Annotated in this window: 14 protein-coding genes and 1 riboswitch; of the genes, 6 read left to right on the forward strand and 8 right to left on the reverse strand. The window is 69.3% G+C overall.

Annotated features, from left to right (window positions below; genetic code table 11):
* Nucleotides 1–108 precede the first annotated feature (108 nt).
* A complete protein-coding gene (gene hslO, locus AC1PMG_RS06515; RefSeq protein WP_026144672.1) occupies nucleotides 109–1002 on the reverse strand; it encodes an Hsp33 family molecular chaperone HslO in 894 nt (297 codons plus the stop codon).
* A gap of 81 nt (nucleotides 1003–1083) precedes the next feature.
* On the opposite strand from hslO, the gene mtgA reads away from it, so the two are divergent.
* The 3 genes from mtgA to AC1PMG_RS06530 all read left to right on the forward strand — a co-directional run bounded on the left by mtgA (nucleotide 1084) and on the right by AC1PMG_RS06530 (nucleotide 3623).
* Nucleotides 1084–1827, forward strand: a complete 744-nt coding sequence (gene mtgA, locus AC1PMG_RS06520; protein WP_481111626.1) for a monofunctional biosynthetic peptidoglycan transglycosylase — start codon at nucleotides 1084–1086, stop codon at nucleotides 1825–1827.
* 385 nt (nucleotides 1828–2212) lie between these two features.
* Nucleotides 2213–3235: a glycosyltransferase family 2 protein gene (locus AC1PMG_RS06525; protein ID WP_481111055.1), complete on the forward strand. Its 1023-nt coding sequence runs from the start codon at nucleotides 2213–2215 to the stop codon at nucleotides 3233–3235.
* Nucleotides 3195–3623, forward strand: coding sequence for a CBS domain-containing protein (locus AC1PMG_RS06530; RefSeq protein WP_043090869.1), 429 nt, complete (start codon nucleotides 3195–3197; stop codon nucleotides 3621–3623). The genes AC1PMG_RS06525 and AC1PMG_RS06530 overlap by 41 nt, the downstream gene beginning before the upstream one ends.
* 145 nt (nucleotides 3624–3768) lie before the next feature.
* Here the strand turns inward: AC1PMG_RS06530 and AC1PMG_RS06535 are convergent, their stop codons facing one another.
* The gene (locus tag AC1PMG_RS06535; RefSeq protein ID WP_481111056.1) at nucleotides 3769–5727 is read right to left on the reverse strand and encodes an AsmA family protein; all 1959 of its coding nucleotides are present in this window, start codon (nucleotides 5725–5727) and stop codon (nucleotides 3769–3771) included.
* 374 nt (nucleotides 5728–6101) lie between these two features.
* Here AC1PMG_RS06535 and AC1PMG_RS06540 point away from each other — a divergent pair, with 374 nt between their 5' ends.
* Complete coding sequence (locus tag AC1PMG_RS06540; protein WP_481111057.1) at nucleotides 6102–6446, forward strand: hypothetical protein; 345 nt, start codon at nucleotides 6102–6104, stop codon at nucleotides 6444–6446.
* Nucleotides 6447–6571: 125 nt separating this feature from the next.
* On the opposite strand, the gene trhA is transcribed toward AC1PMG_RS06540, so the two are convergent.
* From trhA to AC1PMG_RS06570, 6 genes are all read right to left on the reverse strand, one after another.
* Nucleotides 6572–7243: a PAQR family membrane homeostasis protein TrhA gene (gene trhA / locus AC1PMG_RS06545; RefSeq protein ID WP_481111058.1), complete on the reverse strand. Its 672-nt coding sequence runs from the start codon at nucleotides 7241–7243 to the stop codon at nucleotides 6572–6574.
* Nucleotides 7244–7352: 109 nt separating this feature from the next.
* The gene (locus tag AC1PMG_RS06550) at nucleotides 7353–8957 is read right to left on the reverse strand and encodes a peptide chain release factor 3 (protein ID WP_017912942.1); all 1605 of its coding nucleotides are present in this window, start codon (nucleotides 8955–8957) and stop codon (nucleotides 7353–7355) included.
* 75 nt (nucleotides 8958–9032) lie between these two features.
* The gene (locus tag AC1PMG_RS06555) at nucleotides 9033–10421 is read right to left on the reverse strand and encodes a hypothetical protein (protein ID WP_481111059.1); all 1389 of its coding nucleotides are present in this window, start codon (nucleotides 10419–10421) and stop codon (nucleotides 9033–9035) included.
* Complete coding sequence (locus tag AC1PMG_RS06560) at nucleotides 10418–11314, reverse strand: ABC transporter ATP-binding protein (RefSeq protein ID WP_481111627.1); 897 nt, start codon at nucleotides 11312–11314, stop codon at nucleotides 10418–10420. Before AC1PMG_RS06560 ends, AC1PMG_RS06555 begins: the two co-directional genes overlap by 4 nt.
* Nucleotides 11315–11321: 7 nt before the next feature.
* Nucleotides 11322–11711 carry a GntR family transcriptional regulator gene (locus AC1PMG_RS06565; protein ID WP_481111060.1) on the reverse strand — a complete coding sequence of 130 codons (390 nt, stop codon included), beginning with the start codon at nucleotides 11709–11711 and terminating at the stop codon, nucleotides 11322–11324.
* Between the two features lie 64 nt (nucleotides 11712–11775).
* Nucleotides 11776–12651 (reverse strand): M23 family metallopeptidase, encoded by an 876-nt coding sequence (locus AC1PMG_RS06570; protein ID WP_481111628.1) that lies wholly within the window; start codon nucleotides 12649–12651, stop codon nucleotides 11776–11778.
* A 103-nt stretch (nucleotides 12652–12754) separates the two neighbouring features.
* A riboswitch (SAM riboswitch) is annotated at nucleotides 12755–12873 on the forward strand.
* A 70-nt stretch (nucleotides 12874–12943) separates the two neighbouring features.
* On the opposite strand from AC1PMG_RS06570, the gene metX reads away from it, so the two are divergent.
* Nucleotides 12944–13981, forward strand: a complete 1038-nt coding sequence (gene metX, locus AC1PMG_RS06575) for a homoserine O-succinyltransferase MetX (protein WP_152238177.1) — start codon at nucleotides 12944–12946, stop codon at nucleotides 13979–13981.
* Nucleotides 13978–15195 carry an O-succinylhomoserine (thiol)-lyase gene (locus tag AC1PMG_RS06580; RefSeq protein WP_048490429.1) on the forward strand — a complete coding sequence of 406 codons (1218 nt, stop codon included), beginning with the start codon at nucleotides 13978–13980 and terminating at the stop codon, nucleotides 15193–15195. The genes metX and AC1PMG_RS06580 overlap by 4 nt, the downstream gene beginning before the upstream one ends.
* The last annotated feature ends 11 nt before the right edge of the window (nucleotides 15196–15206 follow it).

Genomic DNA, 15206 nt, shown 5'->3' on the forward strand with positions numbered 1-15206 from the left:
CTGAGACTTGGGGCGGGCACGAAAGTTCCCGCCGGACAGGGTGGTCGATGCTAGAGGGTTTATGTTTCTTTAACAAGTCGGACTCCCCGGTCGCGACGCGCGTTTCAGCTAGTGCAAGCGCTCCGAGGACGTCGGTTCAGCCTGCGTTACGGCAAACAATACTCCGAATTCCGTCAAGGGAAAGTCATAGTGGCGGCCGCAGAACTCGCAGCGGATCTCAACTTGGCCGGTCGCCTCGGCCGCCGCCCGCGCTTCCTCCTCGCCGAGCGAGCGCAGCATCGCCGCGACCCGCTCGCGCGAGCACGAGCAGCCGAAGCGCAGCGGGCGGTCGCCCAGCAGCTCCGGGGTCTCCTCGTGGAACAGCCGGTGCAGCAGGGTTTCGGCCGGCGTGGCCAGCAGTTCTGCCTCGCCCACGGTCTCGAACAGCGCGCCGGCGCGGTTCCAGCCGTCCTCGTCGCCGGCGTCGCCCGGCAGCTTCTGCAGCAGCAGGCCGGCGGCGTGCGTACCGTCGGCGGCCAGGATCAGCCGCGTCGGTAACTGCTCGGACTGGCGGAAGTAGTCCTCGAAGGCTTCGTCCAGCTCGGCCGAGGACATCGCCACCAGACTCTGGTAGCGCTGCGGTTCGCGCGGGTCCAGGCCGGGGTTCTCGATGGTGATCGCCAGCAGGGCATCGTCGCCGAGCGCGCGCAGGTCGCGCGGCGCGTCCTGGCCTTCGCCCAATTGGACGATGCCGCGCAGCGTGCCGGCGGCGGTGCACTCGGCGAACAGGGTGCGCAGCGCGCCCTGGCTGCGCAACTGCACCGACAGGCGCCCGTCGACCTTGGTGTGGCCGGTGAACAGGGCCGCGGCGACGCAGGCCTCGCCCAGCAGTTCGGTGGCCGCGGCGGGGTAGCTGGCCGGCGCCAGGATCTCGCGCCAGGTGTCGTGCAGGCGCACGTGCACGCCGCGCACGCCGGCGCCGGGTAGCAGGAAGCGGGTCAGACGATCGTCGGAAGAATGCATTGCGGCCTCGCTGCGCATGGGAAGATGGCGACCGCACGAGAGTGGATCGTCACGGTGGACCAGATCGAAGAAAGCATAGGAATGGGGGCGGGGCGCCGCGATGCAAGTGGCGTCCTGCCGGCGCGTCCACGGGCCAGGCGCTGGCGGCGCTGGCTGCTGCTGGCGCCGTTGCTGTTCGTGCTGGCGAGCGTGTCGCAAGTGCTGCTGCTGCGCTTCGTCGACCCGCCGTTCTCGGCGATGATGCTGGAGCGCCAGCTCGGCGCCTGGGCCAGTGGCGACTGGTCGTACCGCCTCGCCTACGACTGGCGCGACACCGCGCAGATCGCGCCGAGCCTGCCGATCTCCCTGGTGGCCGCGGAGGACCAGCGCTTCCCCAGCCATCACGGCTTCGATCTGGACGCGATCGAGAAGGCGCGCGATCACAACGCGCGCGGCGGCCGTCTGCGCGGCGCCAGCACGATCAGTCAGCAGGTCGCCAAGAACGTGTTCCTGTGGCAAGGCCGCAGTTGGCTGCGCAAGGGCCTGGAGGCCTGGTACACGGTGCTGATCGAGGCGCTGTGGTCGAAGCAGCGCATTCTGGAGGTGTACGCCAACGTCGCCGAGTTCGGCGATGGCGTGTATGGCGCACAGGCGGCGGCGCGCAGCTTCTGGGGCAAGGACGCGGCGCAGCTGACGCCGGCGCAGAGCGCACTGCTGGCGGCGGTGCTGCCGGCGCCGCAGCGCTACAACGCCGCGCGTCCCGGCCCGTACGTGCAGGGACGCGCCAACTGGATCCAGCGCCAGACCCGGCAACTGGGCGGGCCCGCCTACCTGCAGGCGCCATAGGCTTGAAGCCCCTCTCCCACCGGGAGAGGGGTTGGGGTGAGGGTACGGCAGGCACGCGCGAATTGGGCTCGGCGGTACCCGCACCCTCATCCGCCCCTGCGGGGCACCTTCTCCCGGTGGGAGAAGGGACAGGCAGATGGCGCGCGCCGCCGAGCGGGCTGGCCTACCGACAGGCGCCGCGGGCTAGCTTGAGCCCCTCTCCCACCGGGAGAGGGGTTGGGGTGAGGGTACGGCAGGCACGCGCGAATTGGGCTCGGCGGTACCCGTACCCTCATCCGCCCCTGCGGGGCACCTTCTCCCGGTGGGAGAAGGGAGGAGCTCCCGCTTTTGTCGCGCAGTGCGCGGGCTGCTGGTGAACCCGCAGGCGGCTCCGTACCATCCGCCGATGGAATCCGAACGTCTTACCGTCGTCGTCACTGCGTTCAACGAGGCGCAGACCCTGCCGCTGTTGCACCCGCGCATCGTCGCCGCGCTCGACGCCGTGCCGGGATTGGAGGGGCGGGTGCTGTACGTCGACGACGGCAGCCGCGATGCGACCTGGGAGACGATCCAGGCGCTGGCCGCGTCCGATCCGCGGGTCGGCGCGCTGCGCCTGTCGCGCAATTTCGGCAAGGAACTGGCGCTGACCGCAGGGCTGGACTGCGTCGACCGCGGCGCGGCGATGCTGCTGGACGCCGATGGGCAGGATCCGCCGGAGCTGATCGCGCAGTTCGTCGCGCACTGGCGCGCCGGCTACGACGACATCTACGGCACGCGGCTGGTGCGCGAAGGCGAGGGTTGGCTCAAGCGCGGCACCGCGGCGCTGTTTTATCGGGTGATCGGGCGCCTGTCGAAGACGCCGATCCCCGCCGATACCGGCGATTTCCGCCTGCTGTCGCCGCGCGCGCTGGCCGCGCTGCGGCAGTTGCGCGAGCGCCACCGCTTCATGAAGGGCCTGTTCGGCTGGATCGGCTTCCGCCGCCTGGCGGTGCCGTACCGGCGTGCGCCGCGGCTGGCCGGGCGCAGCAAATTCAGTCTGTGGCGGTTATGGAACTTCGCCCTGGACGGGATCACCGGCTTCTCTACCGCGCCGTTGCGGGTGGCCACCTATCTCGGGCTGGCGACCGCGGTCGGCGCCTTCCTGTTCGCGATCTGGGTGGTGGTCAAGGCGGCGCTGTGGGGCGACCCTGTGGCTGGCTGGCCGACGATGATGGCGGTCATCCTGTTCCTCGGCGGCGTGCAGCTGATCGCGCTGGGCCTGATCGGCGAATACCTGGGCCGGCTGTACGAGGAATCCAAGCAACGGCCGCTGTACCTGGTGGAGACCTGGCGTGCACCGGGCGAAGGAGTATGCTCGGCCGTGCGATCCAGCGAACCGGGAGGCAGCGATGCGGACGGTACGGCAGGTCTTGAGCGAAAAGGGCAATGAGATCCACGCGGTCGCGCCGGACACGGCGGTGATCGAGGCGCTGCGGCTGATGGCCGCCAAGGGCATTGGTGCGGTGCTGGTGCTGCAGGACGGACAGCTGTCCGGGATCCTGTCCGAGCGCGACTACGCACGCAAGGTGGTCCTGCAGGACCGCTCCTCGGCGACCACGCCGGTGCGCGACATCATGAGCAGCAGGGTGCACACCGTGGACCCGTCGCAGAGCGTGCAGCAGTGCATGGAACTGATGACCGGGCAACGCATCCGCCACCTGCCCGTGGTGGACGCCGGCACCGTGATCGGCGTGATCTCGATCGGCGACCTGGTCAAGGCGGTGATCGAGGAACAGCGCGAGGAACTGGATCAGTTGCAGGAGTACATCAGGAGCTGAGATTGGGGAGTCGGGATTGGGGATTCGCAAGAGCGGCCGCCGCGCCTGCGTCGTTGTTCGCTGAGCGCATGCTCCACAGTGGATTTGTCGGTGTTCCGGGCGCCTGCTTTTGCGAATCCCCAATCCCTAATCCCCAGTCCCGCGGCTACTTGCCGCCGCACTGAATATCCTTGCCCGGCCCGGTCTCGATGGTGGCCAGCAGCGCGGCCGGCGGGGCGATGCTGCCCAGGGCCACGGCGATGGCGCCGCGCAAGCCCAGGGCCTTGAAGTCGGGGCGGAAGCTCGGGTCCTTGAAGGTGCCGCCGACGCGCAGCGGCGAGCGCAGGGCGAGGATGCTGTGGTCCTTGGGTTGCGCCTTCAGCAGCAGGTCCAGGCGTTCCTGGCCGAGGTCGATGCTGCCGCTGCCGACCAGCAGGGTGTCGGTGCTGTCGAAGGCCAGGGCGCGCGACGTCATCACTCCACGCTGCACGCCGAAGTCGCCGAACGCGCAGCGCACCGGGATCTCGCGGTCCTTGGTCACCAGGTACTTCAGCGATTCGGCGATATCCAGGCCGGCCAGTTCCATCACCAGGTTGCTGATCCGGCCCTTGCCCATGCCGACGGCGACGTTGCCGTCGGCGCTGCCGAGCATCTGCGCGATCGAGTTGCCGCTGCCGGCCAGCGCGATCTCGCCGCCGATCGCGCCGGCGGCTTCCTTGGCCAGCTTGCCGTCGGGGAACAGCTTGCCCAGTTGCACGCCGCGGATCGACACCTGCGCGCGGGTGAACAGGGTGGGCTTGCGTGCATCCATGCGGATGTCCGAGCGCAGGTCGCCGCCGGCCACGCCGAAGTTCAGCGGTTGCAGCAGCAGGACGCCGTCGTCGAGCCTCAGGTGCGCGTCCATGTCGTCCAGCGGCAGCGACGGCGCATTGATGCGCTGCGCCTTCCAGCGCACGTCGGCGTCCATCGCGCGCAGCTTGCCGAGGTCGTACGGGGTGGAGGGCAGCACCTTGTCGTTGGCGGCGAGCTTGGCTGCCTGCGCCTTCTGCTCGGCGTTGGCGGTCTCGCCGGCGCCGGTGCGCGGCGGCGCGCCGACGAAGCCGGCCAGGTCGTCGAAATCCAGACGCTGCGAACGCAGGTCGGCGCGCAGGAACGGGCGCTGGCCCGCAGTGTCGATCTGCACCGTGCCGGCCAGGTCGCTGTCGCCGGCGCGGCCGCGGAAGTCCTGGTAGCGCCAGCGATCGCCGTCGCGCTGCAGGCGTCCGTCCAACTGGTAGGGCGGGGTGGAGGGAATGGCGATGCCCAGCAGCGGATACAGGTGGGCCATGTCGGTGCCGGCCAGCTGCAGTTGCAGGTCGAATACGCGCAACTGGAAGGGGTTGGTGAGGGTGCCGCGCATGTGCGCGCGGGTGCTGCCGGCGCTGCCGCGCAGGTCGACGCGGAAGGGGTGGTCGCTCTCGCTCAGTTCCAGTGGCGAGGCGGTACTGCCTTTCAGGGTGAAGGGATTGCCGCGCCAGCGGCCGTCGCCGCTGACCGCGATCGGCGGGGCGGCATCGCCACGGCGGCGCTGCCCGACCTGGCTGTCGACGGCGATGTCGATCTCGGTGCGCCCGGCCGGATCCTGGAAGCGCAGGTGGCCCTGCTGCACCAGCAGGGCGCCGAGCACGACCGGACGGCCGCCGTCGGACTGGCCGAACACCCAGTTGCCAGGCTGTCCGTTCGGTCCGGTTTCCAACAGCAGGTCGGGCTTGGTCAGGCGGATCTCGGGGATGCGCACGCGGCCGCGCAGCAGCGGCCACAGTGCGATATCCAGTTCGGCGCGGTCGGCGCTGGCCATCTGCGGCTGCTCCGACCAGTCGGCATTGGCGAAGCGCAGGCGATCGCCGCGCACGGTGACGACGCGGCCCAGGTCCACATCCAGGTTGCCGTCGATATGGAAGGCGCGGCCGGTGCGCGCCTGCACCGCGCGTTCCACCGGCGCCTTGAACCAGTTCCAGTCGAAGATCAGGATGATGACGAGCAGGAGCAGCACCAGCGCGCCGAGCACGAACGGCCAGCGCCGCAGGCGGCCGTCGTTGCGCCGCCAGGGCCAGGAGCGGGATGCGGAAGCGGGGTCGCGAGCCATGCGGCCATCCTAGGCAGCCGCCGTGCACGGGGTGCGAAAACAGCTGGAACGGCTGGGCTGAGGAGGCATCGCCCGGTTTCACGCCGGGATGCACGAGGAATGTGGGCTCACGCCCGTTACAGATCCGGACTCTGCCGATGGCGGTTTCTAGATGCTTGAGGCTACGCTTCAGCGCAGGCGACGTGCCTGGCTGCTTGTTGCAGCGACGAATGACAGATGATCGGGGTCAATCGCAGATCAGCGGTACGCGGGAGGGTTTGCTGGTGAGAGAGTCGGCTATGCGTTCTGGCAAATTTTCAGTCGTAGCTGCGGCGCTTTGTCTCGTGTCGCCGATGTGTGGCGCGTTTCAAGGGGGCGTGGGTCCAGAGAATGTTGTGAGCATCGATGTCGGGAACATCCATCCGATTGAAGTGGGTGTGCTGGCTCCGAGCGGAAGATTCCTTGTTCTGAGGGATAGCGAGACCCGGTGCGAGGGCATTTCGGCAGCGGGTGGGCGTGTGGTTATCAGGCCTGCAGAAGCGGCCGGAATGTATTGGGACTCCCAGGGCAAGGAACACGTGGTCGCCGCATTTTCAGAGGTGGGGACCTTCACGATCTATGTCGCTGACAACCTTGAGACGGAACCGGATGAGGCGTTCGCGACGAAACAGCGCTATGTCAATAAGCATCCATCGCAAATGACCGTCGCGGCCCATGCCTGCCAGAAGCGCAAGGGTTGATTGACACTCCTGCATGGCGACATCGGCGGTTGCTCTCCAGCGAATGCTTGAGCGGCCTTTGCGACATTTAGGGATATTTGCAAGGTGGGGATCGCGCCTGGGCCAGCTAACCGCGGACGTGTTGCCTACAGCACCTGACTGGTCACCGCCACGAAGTGGCAGACGCTGCCGGCGAGCACGAACAGATGCCAGATGGCGTGGAAGTAGCGCACGGTGTCGCGCTGGTAGAAATACGTGCCGAGGGTGTAGAACAGGCCGCCGGCCAGCAGCCAGCCCAGGGTCCAGGCGTCGACGGAGCGCAGCAGCGGTTCGATCGCCACCACGATCAGCCAGCCCATCGCGATGTACAGGATGGTCGACAACAGGCGGAAGCGACCGGTGAAGAACAGCTTGAAGATCACCCCGGCCGCAGCGATGGTCCAGATCGCCGCGAACAGGCCCCAGCCCCATGGGCCGCGCAGGCCGATCAGGGTGAAAGGGGTATAGGTGCCGGCGATCAGCAGGTAGATCGCGCAGTGGTCGAAGATCTGCAGGCGCGCCTTGGCGCCGGGGTGCGGGATGGCGTGGTACAGGGTCGAGGCCACGTACAGCAGCAACAAGGTGACGCTGAATACGATGGCGGTGGCGAGCTGCCAGCCGTCGCCGTAGATGGCGGCCAGGGTGATCAGCACCGAGCCGCCGGCCAGCGCGGCGATGGCGCCGAGGCCGTGGGTCAGCGCACTGGCGAGTTCGTCGCGCCAGTCCATGGAAGGCTGCGCGTCGGCGTTCGAGTAGGCGGGCGACCGGTCTGCATCCATGGGCCCGCAAGGTACCGCAATTGCGAGCGGTTCGCATCCGCTGCGGCGCAACACCGCGCCGCCGGTTGGGCGTGCGCTCAGCCGGCGCACGCCCGCGGTCACATGGCGGTCATTCCACCGCCACGCTGTGCGCGTGTTCGCGCGTAGCCGCGAAGCGCACGTCCGGCGCGCGTTCCTGCGCCAGTTGCAGGTTGACCCGGGTCGGCGCCAGGTAGACCAGTTCGCCGGCGGCGTCGATGCCGAGGTTCATCGCGTTCTTCTCGCGGAACTCTTCCAGCTTCTTGGGGTTGTCGCAGTGCACCCAGCGCGCGGTGACCACGCCGACCGGTTCGAAGCTGGCGTCCACGCCGTATTCGTCCTTGAGCCGGTAGGCGACCACGTCGAACTGCAGGGTGCCGACCGCACCGAGGATCAGGTCGTTGCTCATCAGCGGGCGGAAGAACTGGGTGGCGCCTTCTTCGGACAGCTGCGCCAGACCCTTCTGCAGCTGCTTGAGCTTGAGCGGGTCGCGCAGGCGCGCGCGGCGGAACAGTTCCGGGGCGAAGTTGGGGATGCCGGTGAACGACAGCGACTCGCCCTCGGTGAAGGTGTCGCCGATGGAGATGGTGCCGTGGTTGTGGATGCCGATGACGTCGCCGGGGTAGGCTTCGGCGGCGATCTCGCGGTCGCTGGCCATGAAGGTCAGCGCGTTGGCCAGCTTGACCTCCTTGCCGGTGCGCACGTGCAGGGTCTTCATGCCGGCTGCGAAGCGGCCCGAACAGATGCGCATGAAGGCGACGCGGTCGCGGTGCTGCGGGTCCATGTTGGCCTGGATCTTGAACACGAAGCCGGTGAGCTTGTCCTCGCCGGCCTGCACCTGGCGGCCGGTGGTGGCGCGCGGCTGCGGCGGCGGCGCGTGCTCGGCGAAGAAGTCCAGCAGCGGCTGCACGCCGAAGTTGTTGACGCCCGAGCCGAAGAACACCGGGGTCTGCTTGCCGGCGCGGTAGGCGTCTAGGTCGAAGGCGTGGCTGGCGCCCTGCACCAGTTCCAGTTCCTCGCGCAGGTCGGCCAGCATCTGTTCGCCGATCTTCTCGGCCAGGCCGGGCGCGTCCAGCGACGGGAAGATGGTCGAATCCTGGCGGGTGAAGTTGCGGCCCGGCTCGTACAGGTGCACCTCACCGGTCACCAGGTGCACCACGCCCTTCAGGCGCTGGCCCATGCCGATCGGCCAGGTCACCGGCGCGCACTCGATGCCGAGCACGGTCTCGACCTCGTCGAGCAGGTCGATCGGGTCCTTGCCCTCGCGGTCGAGCTTGTTGATGAAGGTCATGATCGGCGTGTCGCGCAGCCGGCAGACTTCCATCAGCTTGATGGTGCGTTCTTCCACGCCCTTGGCCACGTCGATCACCATCAGCGCCGAGTCCACCGCGGTGAGCACGCGGTAGGTGTCCTCGCCGAAGTCGGCGTGGCCGGGGGTGTCGAGCAGGTTGATGATCTTGCCTTCGTACGGGAACTGCATCACCGACGAGGTCACCGAGATGCCGCGCTCCTTTTCCAGCGCCATCCAGTCCGAGGTGGCGTGGCGGGCGGCCTTGCGGCCCTTCACCGAGCCGGCCATCTGGATCGCCCCGCCGAACAGCAGCAGCTTTTCGGTCAGCGTGGTCTTGCCGGCGTCGGGGTGGGAAATGATGGCGAAGGTGCGGCGGCGCGCAGCTTCGGTGGCGACTTCGGACATGGGCGGCACGCCCGGAAGGGCGTCATCGGCAACGGAGGAAGCCCGCGATTATAGCGGGCTTCCCGCTGCGGCCGTTCAGTTGAGCAGCCAGGGGTGCGGGCGCTTGCTGGATTGGCGTGCCACCAGGTTGTAGACGATGACCATGCCGAGCAGCAGCACGCTCCAGGCCGGTGCCAGCCAGTGCGGTGCCACCGTGCCGGGCAGGCCGACTTGGCCGATGCTGATCCCACCGAGCATGGCCAGGACGAACTGGGTGACGGTCAGCAACAGCGCGCCGCGTGGCCAGCGCATGCAGGCCAGCAGCAGGCTGCTGGCGGCGAGAGTCGCGGTCAGGGTAATCGACACGGTCAGTGGGTAGTAGGCCGCTGGCGCGTGCTTGAGTGCGCCGAGCAGCCAGGACAGGCCCAGCCAGGGCAGCATCGCCGCGATCGCGCGCTTCAGGATCACTTGGTTGAACAGCTTGCCGGCCTGCCCGGGCGCGCCCAGGCCGGGCAACAGCGCGCTTTCCATCAGTCCCAGGTTGCCGTGCTTGCGCAACAGCCACAGGCGTTGCAGGAACTTCACGCTGGACAGGTTGGTCATGACGTTGGCCATGACCAGCGGCAGCGTCGGCGATTGCGTGCGCAGCAACAGGGGCGTCCACAACGCCAGCAGCAACGCCGGTGTGACCAGTGCGGCCAGAAGGGTGCCGGCGGTGCTACCGGGGGCGAAGCCTGGGCCTAGCGCATAGCGCATTGCGCGTTCCGGTTGATGGCGCAGATCGGTGGGAAATACCGGACGGGCGATACCCTGGATCCAGCCCAAGCGTCCGCCCTGCGACTCGACCGCCTGCTTGGTTGTGCCATCGCCGGGCTGGCGCTGCTGCAGGCCGATCCACATCGGGCGCGACCATGCCGACAGCGCATCGGCCGGGCGACCACGCAAGTACCGGTACGACCACAGGCTGATCAGCGCGCAGGTGAGCGCAGCGAGCAGCATGCTGGCGCGTGGATGCAGGGTCAGTGGCACGAAGCTGCCCTCGGGCAAAAAGCCGCCCAGCGTCCCCGGCAAGATGCCGATCAAGGGGGCACACCAGGCTGGCAAGGTGGCGACCAACATGCCGAAGCTTGCGCTGAGCAGCAGGACAGAGAGCGAGAGGCCGGGATCGACACCGCGCACGGCGAACAGCAGCGTCGGCAGCAGCACCGTCAAGGCCAGTGCGGCACCGAACAGATTGACGAGGCGCGCTGCCATGGACGGCAGACGGAGTTGGCGCCCTTGTTCGAGCAGACTCAGCAGGCGAGCGCCGAGCAGCATCCAGACGAACATCCCCATGATGGCTGTGAGCATTGGCGGCAGCAGGTTGGCGGCTTTTTCAGGCAGCCAGGTGCAGGCGAAGGCGGCGGCGAGGGCTGGCGGATACAGCCATCCGGTCACGCCCGATGCGCGGCAGAGCAGGCGCAGATCTGCAGGAAGACGGTTCATCCGACCACCTCGATGAACAGGTCTTCCAGGCCCAGCCGGTCGATGCGGATGCCGGGGACGGTCAATAGCGCGGACGGCAGCTCGTTGGCATGCAGCACCACCACGACACCGCCGTCGGCGGCGTGGCGGCGCGCCAGTTCGCCGCGCAACGGCGCGCCCAGCGTCGCGGCCGCCGACGCCGGGATGCCGATGCGCAGGACCCGGTCCTTGAGTTCGTCCAGCGGCTGGTCCAGCAGCAACTGGCCCTGGTTGAGGAAGGCCACGCGCGAGGCCACGCGTTCCAGGTCGCTGACGATGTGGCTGGAGAACAGCACGGTGGTGCCGACGTCGCAGGTTTCGGTGACGATCTCGCGCATCAGGTCGCGGCGCGCGACCGGGTCCAGCGCCGAGGCCGGTTCGTCGAGGACGAGCAACGCCGGCCGTGCGGCCAGCGCCCGGACCAGGGCCAGGCGCTGGGCCTGGCCGGGCGAGAGCTTGCCGATGCTCTGGGTGCGGTCCAGTTCCCAGCGGCGCAGCAGCGCGTCCGCGCGCTGCGCGTCCCAGTGCGGATAGAGCTGCGCGGCGAAGGCGAGCAGCTCCTCCACGCGCATCCAGCCGAACGCCTGCGGCTGCTGCGGCACGAAGCCCAACTGTGCCTTGCGCGCGTCGTCCAGGCGCAGCGCCGGACCGCCGAATACGCGCGCCTGGCCGCGCTGCGGCTGCAGCAGGCCGAGCAGGCAGGCCAGCAGGGTGCTCTTGCCGGCGCCGTTGCGGCCGATCAGCCCGACCACCTCGCCGCGCCCGATCTGCAGGCCCACGCCCCGCAGCACGTCGCTGGCACCGAACGCCAGGTGCAGGTCGTGCGCCGCCAGCGGCAGGTCCATGTCCAGGTCGGTCTGGATTGCGCTCTGCATCACCACGCTACTCATCGCCAGGTTCTCCAAACAACTGTTCAAGACGTTCGATCACGGAAGGCGCCGGCAGGCCCAGTTCGCGGCAATGCCGGACCAGTTCCTGCAGCCGCGGTTCGATCAACTCCAGGCGCTGCCGTTGCGGTGCGGCGGCGGTCGCGGCCACCGCCATGCCGCGGCCGCGCAGGCGCTCCAGCACGCCCTCGGCTTCGAGCTGGCTGTAGGCGCGCGAGACGGTCATCGGGTTCACCGCGTGGACCGCGGCGACGTCGCGCACCGAGGGCAGGCCGTCGCCCGGGCGCAGTTGCCCGGCGGCGACCAGGCGGCGGATCTGCTCGGCGATCTGCCGGTAGATCGGCTCGGGGGCGCTGGGTTGCACGTGGAGGTGGGTTGCATCCATGTGTATTAATACATCAATACACTTGGGGGATGTCAATGCGTTTGCCGACGAACGGTAGGCGCGCTCAGGGTGAGGCGGTATGGGCGAAGCGCAGTTCGCCCAGTGGGCCGGCCATCCGGAACGGCACCGATTCCAGACGCAGGCCGCGGTTGAGCTGGACGGCGAAATGCAGGTGCGGGCCGCTGCTCAGGCCGGTGTTGCCGGACAGGCCGAGGCGGTCGCCACGCTGCACCGCCTGGCCCACCCGCACCTGCGCGCCGCCGGGGGCCAGGTGCGCGTAGATCGCCATGCTGCCGTCGGCGTGCAGCACCCGCACCAGGTTGGCGGCCTGGCCCAGGCGCGGGTCGGTGCCGGACTCGCGGAAGTCGTCGCGCACCTCCATCACCACGCCCGCGCGCGCCGCCAGCACCGGCGTGCCTTCGGGCAGGGCGAAGTCCAGCGCATAGGCGTTGGCCGGGTCGCGATGGCTGAAAGCGCCGCCGAAGCCCTGGTCGATGCGCACCGGGCGATCGGCGAACGGCAGGGCATACAGCACCATGTCGGCATGGGCGCGCGGCGAACCGGGGATCGCCTCGATGCGCAGTCGGGCGCCGTCGCCGCCGGCCTCGGCGAGGTCGCCGGCGGGATACAGGCGCGCGACCACGCGGCGCTCGCCAGCGGCCAGCTCCACGGTCAACGGCAGCGCGGGGACGGCGGTGAAGCCGGCGCTGTCGCCGAGCAGGCGGATCTGCACCGGGCCGCCGAGCGGATTGCCCAGTGCGATCTCGCGCAGGCCGCTGTCGCGGGCGCTCACCTGCAGCCAGGCCGGCGCCGGCGCCGCCACGGGCCGTGGCGCATTCCAGCGCAGCAGTGGCTGCGCGGACGCGGCAGTCACCGCCGCCAGCGACAGGACCACGGCAAGCCAGCGGCGGGGACGGCGTCGGCGCACGGACTGGGGGATCGATGGGGGAAGCGGAGTATGGCCGAGGCCGGGGATCGAAAAATCATATCGCTTCATCCGAATAAAGAGATTGACACGACCGGAAATCGCTGGCATCGTGGCTCCACCATCGAGACCGGCGGAGGGACAGGCCCTTTGATGCCGGGGCAGCCAGCGGACGCGCAAGCGACCGTGTAGGTGCCAAATCCTGCGGGGACCACCGCGTCCGCCGAAAGATGGTTCGATCCATGCCCTCTGCATGGCGAACGCGAGCTCCGCGAAGCTCGATGGCCGTTCCTCTCCGGATACCGCCATGCGCCTCGTGAACTCGCCTGATCGCCCCACCTCCGCCATTCCGTCCCACGACCGCGTTGCCGCGCCGGCCGACGGCGTGCACGCGATGCGTGGCGAGATCGCCGTCGCCTTGCCGCTGCGCCATGCCGGCGTGCAACTGCTGCGCCTGCGCTACGAATTGAGCGGCCCGGCCGCCGCGCCGGTGGTGTTCGTTGCCGGCGGCATCTCCGCGCACCGCCACCTCGCCGCCAACGCCAGTTTTCCCGAGAAGGGGTGGGCCGAAGGCCTGGTCGGGCCGGGGCGGGCGCTGGATCCCACCCAGCGGCGGCTGCTGGCGTTCGATTTCGTCGGTGCCGATGGCAGCCTGGACGCGCCCATCGACAGTGCCGACCAGGCCGATGCCATCGCCGCGCTGCTGGACGCGCTGGACATCGCGCAACTGCACGGGTTCGTCGGCTACTCCTACGGCGCGCTGGTCGGCCTGCAACTGGCGGTGCGGCATCCGCAGCGCCTGCAGAAGCTGATCGCGGTCAGCGGCGCGCACCGCGCGCATCCGTATGCCGCCGCCTGGCGCGCGCTGCAGCGCCGCGCCGTGGCACTGGGCCAGTTGCAGTGCGCCGAGAGCCACGGGCTGTCGCTGGCGCGGCAGTTCGCGATGCTCAGCTACCGCACTCCGGAGGAATTCGGCGAACGCTTCGACGCGGCGCCGGAAGTGATCAACGGCCGCGTCCGCGTCGCCGCCGAAGACTATCTGGACGCCGCCGGCGCGCAGTATGTGGCGCGCACCCAGGTCAACGCCTATCTGCGCCTGTCCGAATCCATCGACCTGCACCGCATCGAGCCGGCCGCCGTCGCCGTGCCCACCGTGGTGGTGGCGGTCGAGGGCGACCGCCTGGTGCCGCTGTCGGACCTGGTCACCCTGGTCGAAGGCCTGGGTCCGCGCGGCAGCCTGCGCGTGCTGCGTTCGCCCTACGGCCACGACGCCTTCCTGAAAGAAACCGATCGCATCGACGCGATTCTCGCCACCGCCCTTCGCCCCACCGGAGTTGCCGCATGAGCACTGCCCACGACACCGATCTGCCCTGTAGTGCCGCCACCGCCGCGGTTCGCGCCGGCATCGACCGCGACACCGCCTACGGCGCGGTGACCCCGCCGATCGTGCTGTCGTCGAACTTCAGCTTCGACGGCTTCGGCAACAAGCGCCAGTACGACTACACCCGCAGCGGCAACCCCACCCGCGATCTGCTCGGCGAAGCGCTGGCGGAACTGGAAGGCGGCGCCGGCGGGGTGATCACCGCCACCGGCATGGGCGCGATCAACCTGGTGCTCAATGCGCTGCTGCAGCCCGGCGACAAGCTGGTGGTGCCGCACGACGCGTACGGCGGCAGCTGGCGGCTGTTCAACGCGTTGGCCAAGAAGGGCCACTTCGAGCTGATCACCGCCGACCTGACCGATCCGCGCTCGCTGGCCGATGCGCTGGCGCAGGCGCCGAAGCTGGTGCTGATCGAGACCCCGTCCAACCCGCTGCTGCGCATCACCGACCTACGCTTCGTCATCGACGCCGCGCACAAGGCCGGCGCGCTGGCGGTGGTCGACAACACCTTCCTGTCGCCGGCGCTGCAGACCCCGATCGCCTTCGGTGCCGACCTGGTGATCCACTCCACCACCAAGTACGTCAACGGCCACAGCGACGTGGTCGGCGGCGCGGTGATCGCCGCCGATGCCGAGCTGCACCAGCAACTGGTGTGGTGGGCCAATGCGCTGGGCCTGACCGGCTCGCCGTTCGACGCGTTCCTGACCCTGCGCGGCCTGCGCACGCTGGACGCGCGCCTGCGCGCGCACCAGGAGAACGCACAGGCGGTGGTGGAACTGCTGACCACGCACGCCGCGGTGCGCCAGGTGTACTACCCGGGCCTGGCCTCGCATCCGGGCCACGCGGTGGCGGCACGGCAGCAGCGCGGCTTCGGCGCAATGATCAGTTTCGAACTGGCCGGCGGTGAGGCCGAGGTGCGCGCCTTCGTCGACGGCCTGCGCTACTTCACCCTGGCCGAATCGCTGGGCGGCGTGGAGAGCCTGATCGCGCATCCGGCGACCATGACGCATGCGGCGATGACCGCCGAGGCGCGCGCCAAGGCCGGCATTTCCGACGGCCTGCTGCGCCTGTCGGTGGGTATCGAATCCAGTGCGGACCTGGTCGCCGATCTGCAGGCCGGCCTGCAGCGCGCGCAGCGCGCCGGCGAGGCGCTGGCCCGCAAACGGGTGGACGCGTGAGCAGCGGGTTG

This window comes from Xanthomonas sp. NCPPB 2250, from assembly GCF_056725265.1.

Coding starts and splice junctions, on each gene's coding strand:
- AC1PMG_RS06580 (WP_048490429.1), top strand. CDS start 13,978: ATGAGCACTGCCCACGACACCGATCTGCCCTGTAGTGCCGCCACCGCC.
- AC1PMG_RS06525 (WP_481111055.1), top strand. CDS start 2,213: ATGGAATCCGAACGTCTTACCGTCGTCGTCACTGCGTTCAACGAGGCG.
- AC1PMG_RS06550 (WP_017912942.1), bottom strand. CDS start 8,957: ATGTCCGAAGTCGCCACCGAAGCTGCGCGCCGCCGCACCTTCGCCATC.
- AC1PMG_RS06530 (WP_043090869.1), top strand. CDS start 3,195: ATGCGGACGGTACGGCAGGTCTTGAGCGAAAAGGGCAATGAGATCCAC.
- trhA (WP_481111058.1), bottom strand. CDS start 7,243: ATGGATGCAGACCGGTCGCCCGCCTACTCGAACGCCGACGCGCAGCCT.
- AC1PMG_RS06535 (WP_481111056.1), bottom strand. CDS start 5,727: ATGGCTCGCGACCCCGCTTCCGCATCCCGCTCCTGGCCCTGGCGGCGC.
- hslO (WP_026144672.1), bottom strand. CDS start 1,002: ATGCATTCTTCCGACGATCGTCTGACCCGCTTCCTGCTACCCGGCGCC.
- mtgA (WP_481111626.1), top strand. CDS start 1,084: ATGGGGGCGGGGCGCCGCGATGCAAGTGGCGTCCTGCCGGCGCGTCCA.
- metX (WP_152238177.1), top strand. CDS start 12,944: ATGCGCCTCGTGAACTCGCCTGATCGCCCCACCTCCGCCATTCCGTCC.
- AC1PMG_RS06565 (WP_481111060.1), bottom strand. CDS start 11,711: ATGGATGCAACCCACCTCCACGTGCAACCCAGCGCCCCCGAGCCGATC.
- AC1PMG_RS06555 (WP_481111059.1), bottom strand. CDS start 10,421: ATGAACCGTCTTCCTGCAGATCTGCGCCTGCTCTGCCGCGCATCGGGC.
- AC1PMG_RS06560 (WP_481111627.1), bottom strand. CDS start 11,314: ATGCAGAGCGCAATCCAGACCGACCTGGACATGGACCTGCCGCTGGCG.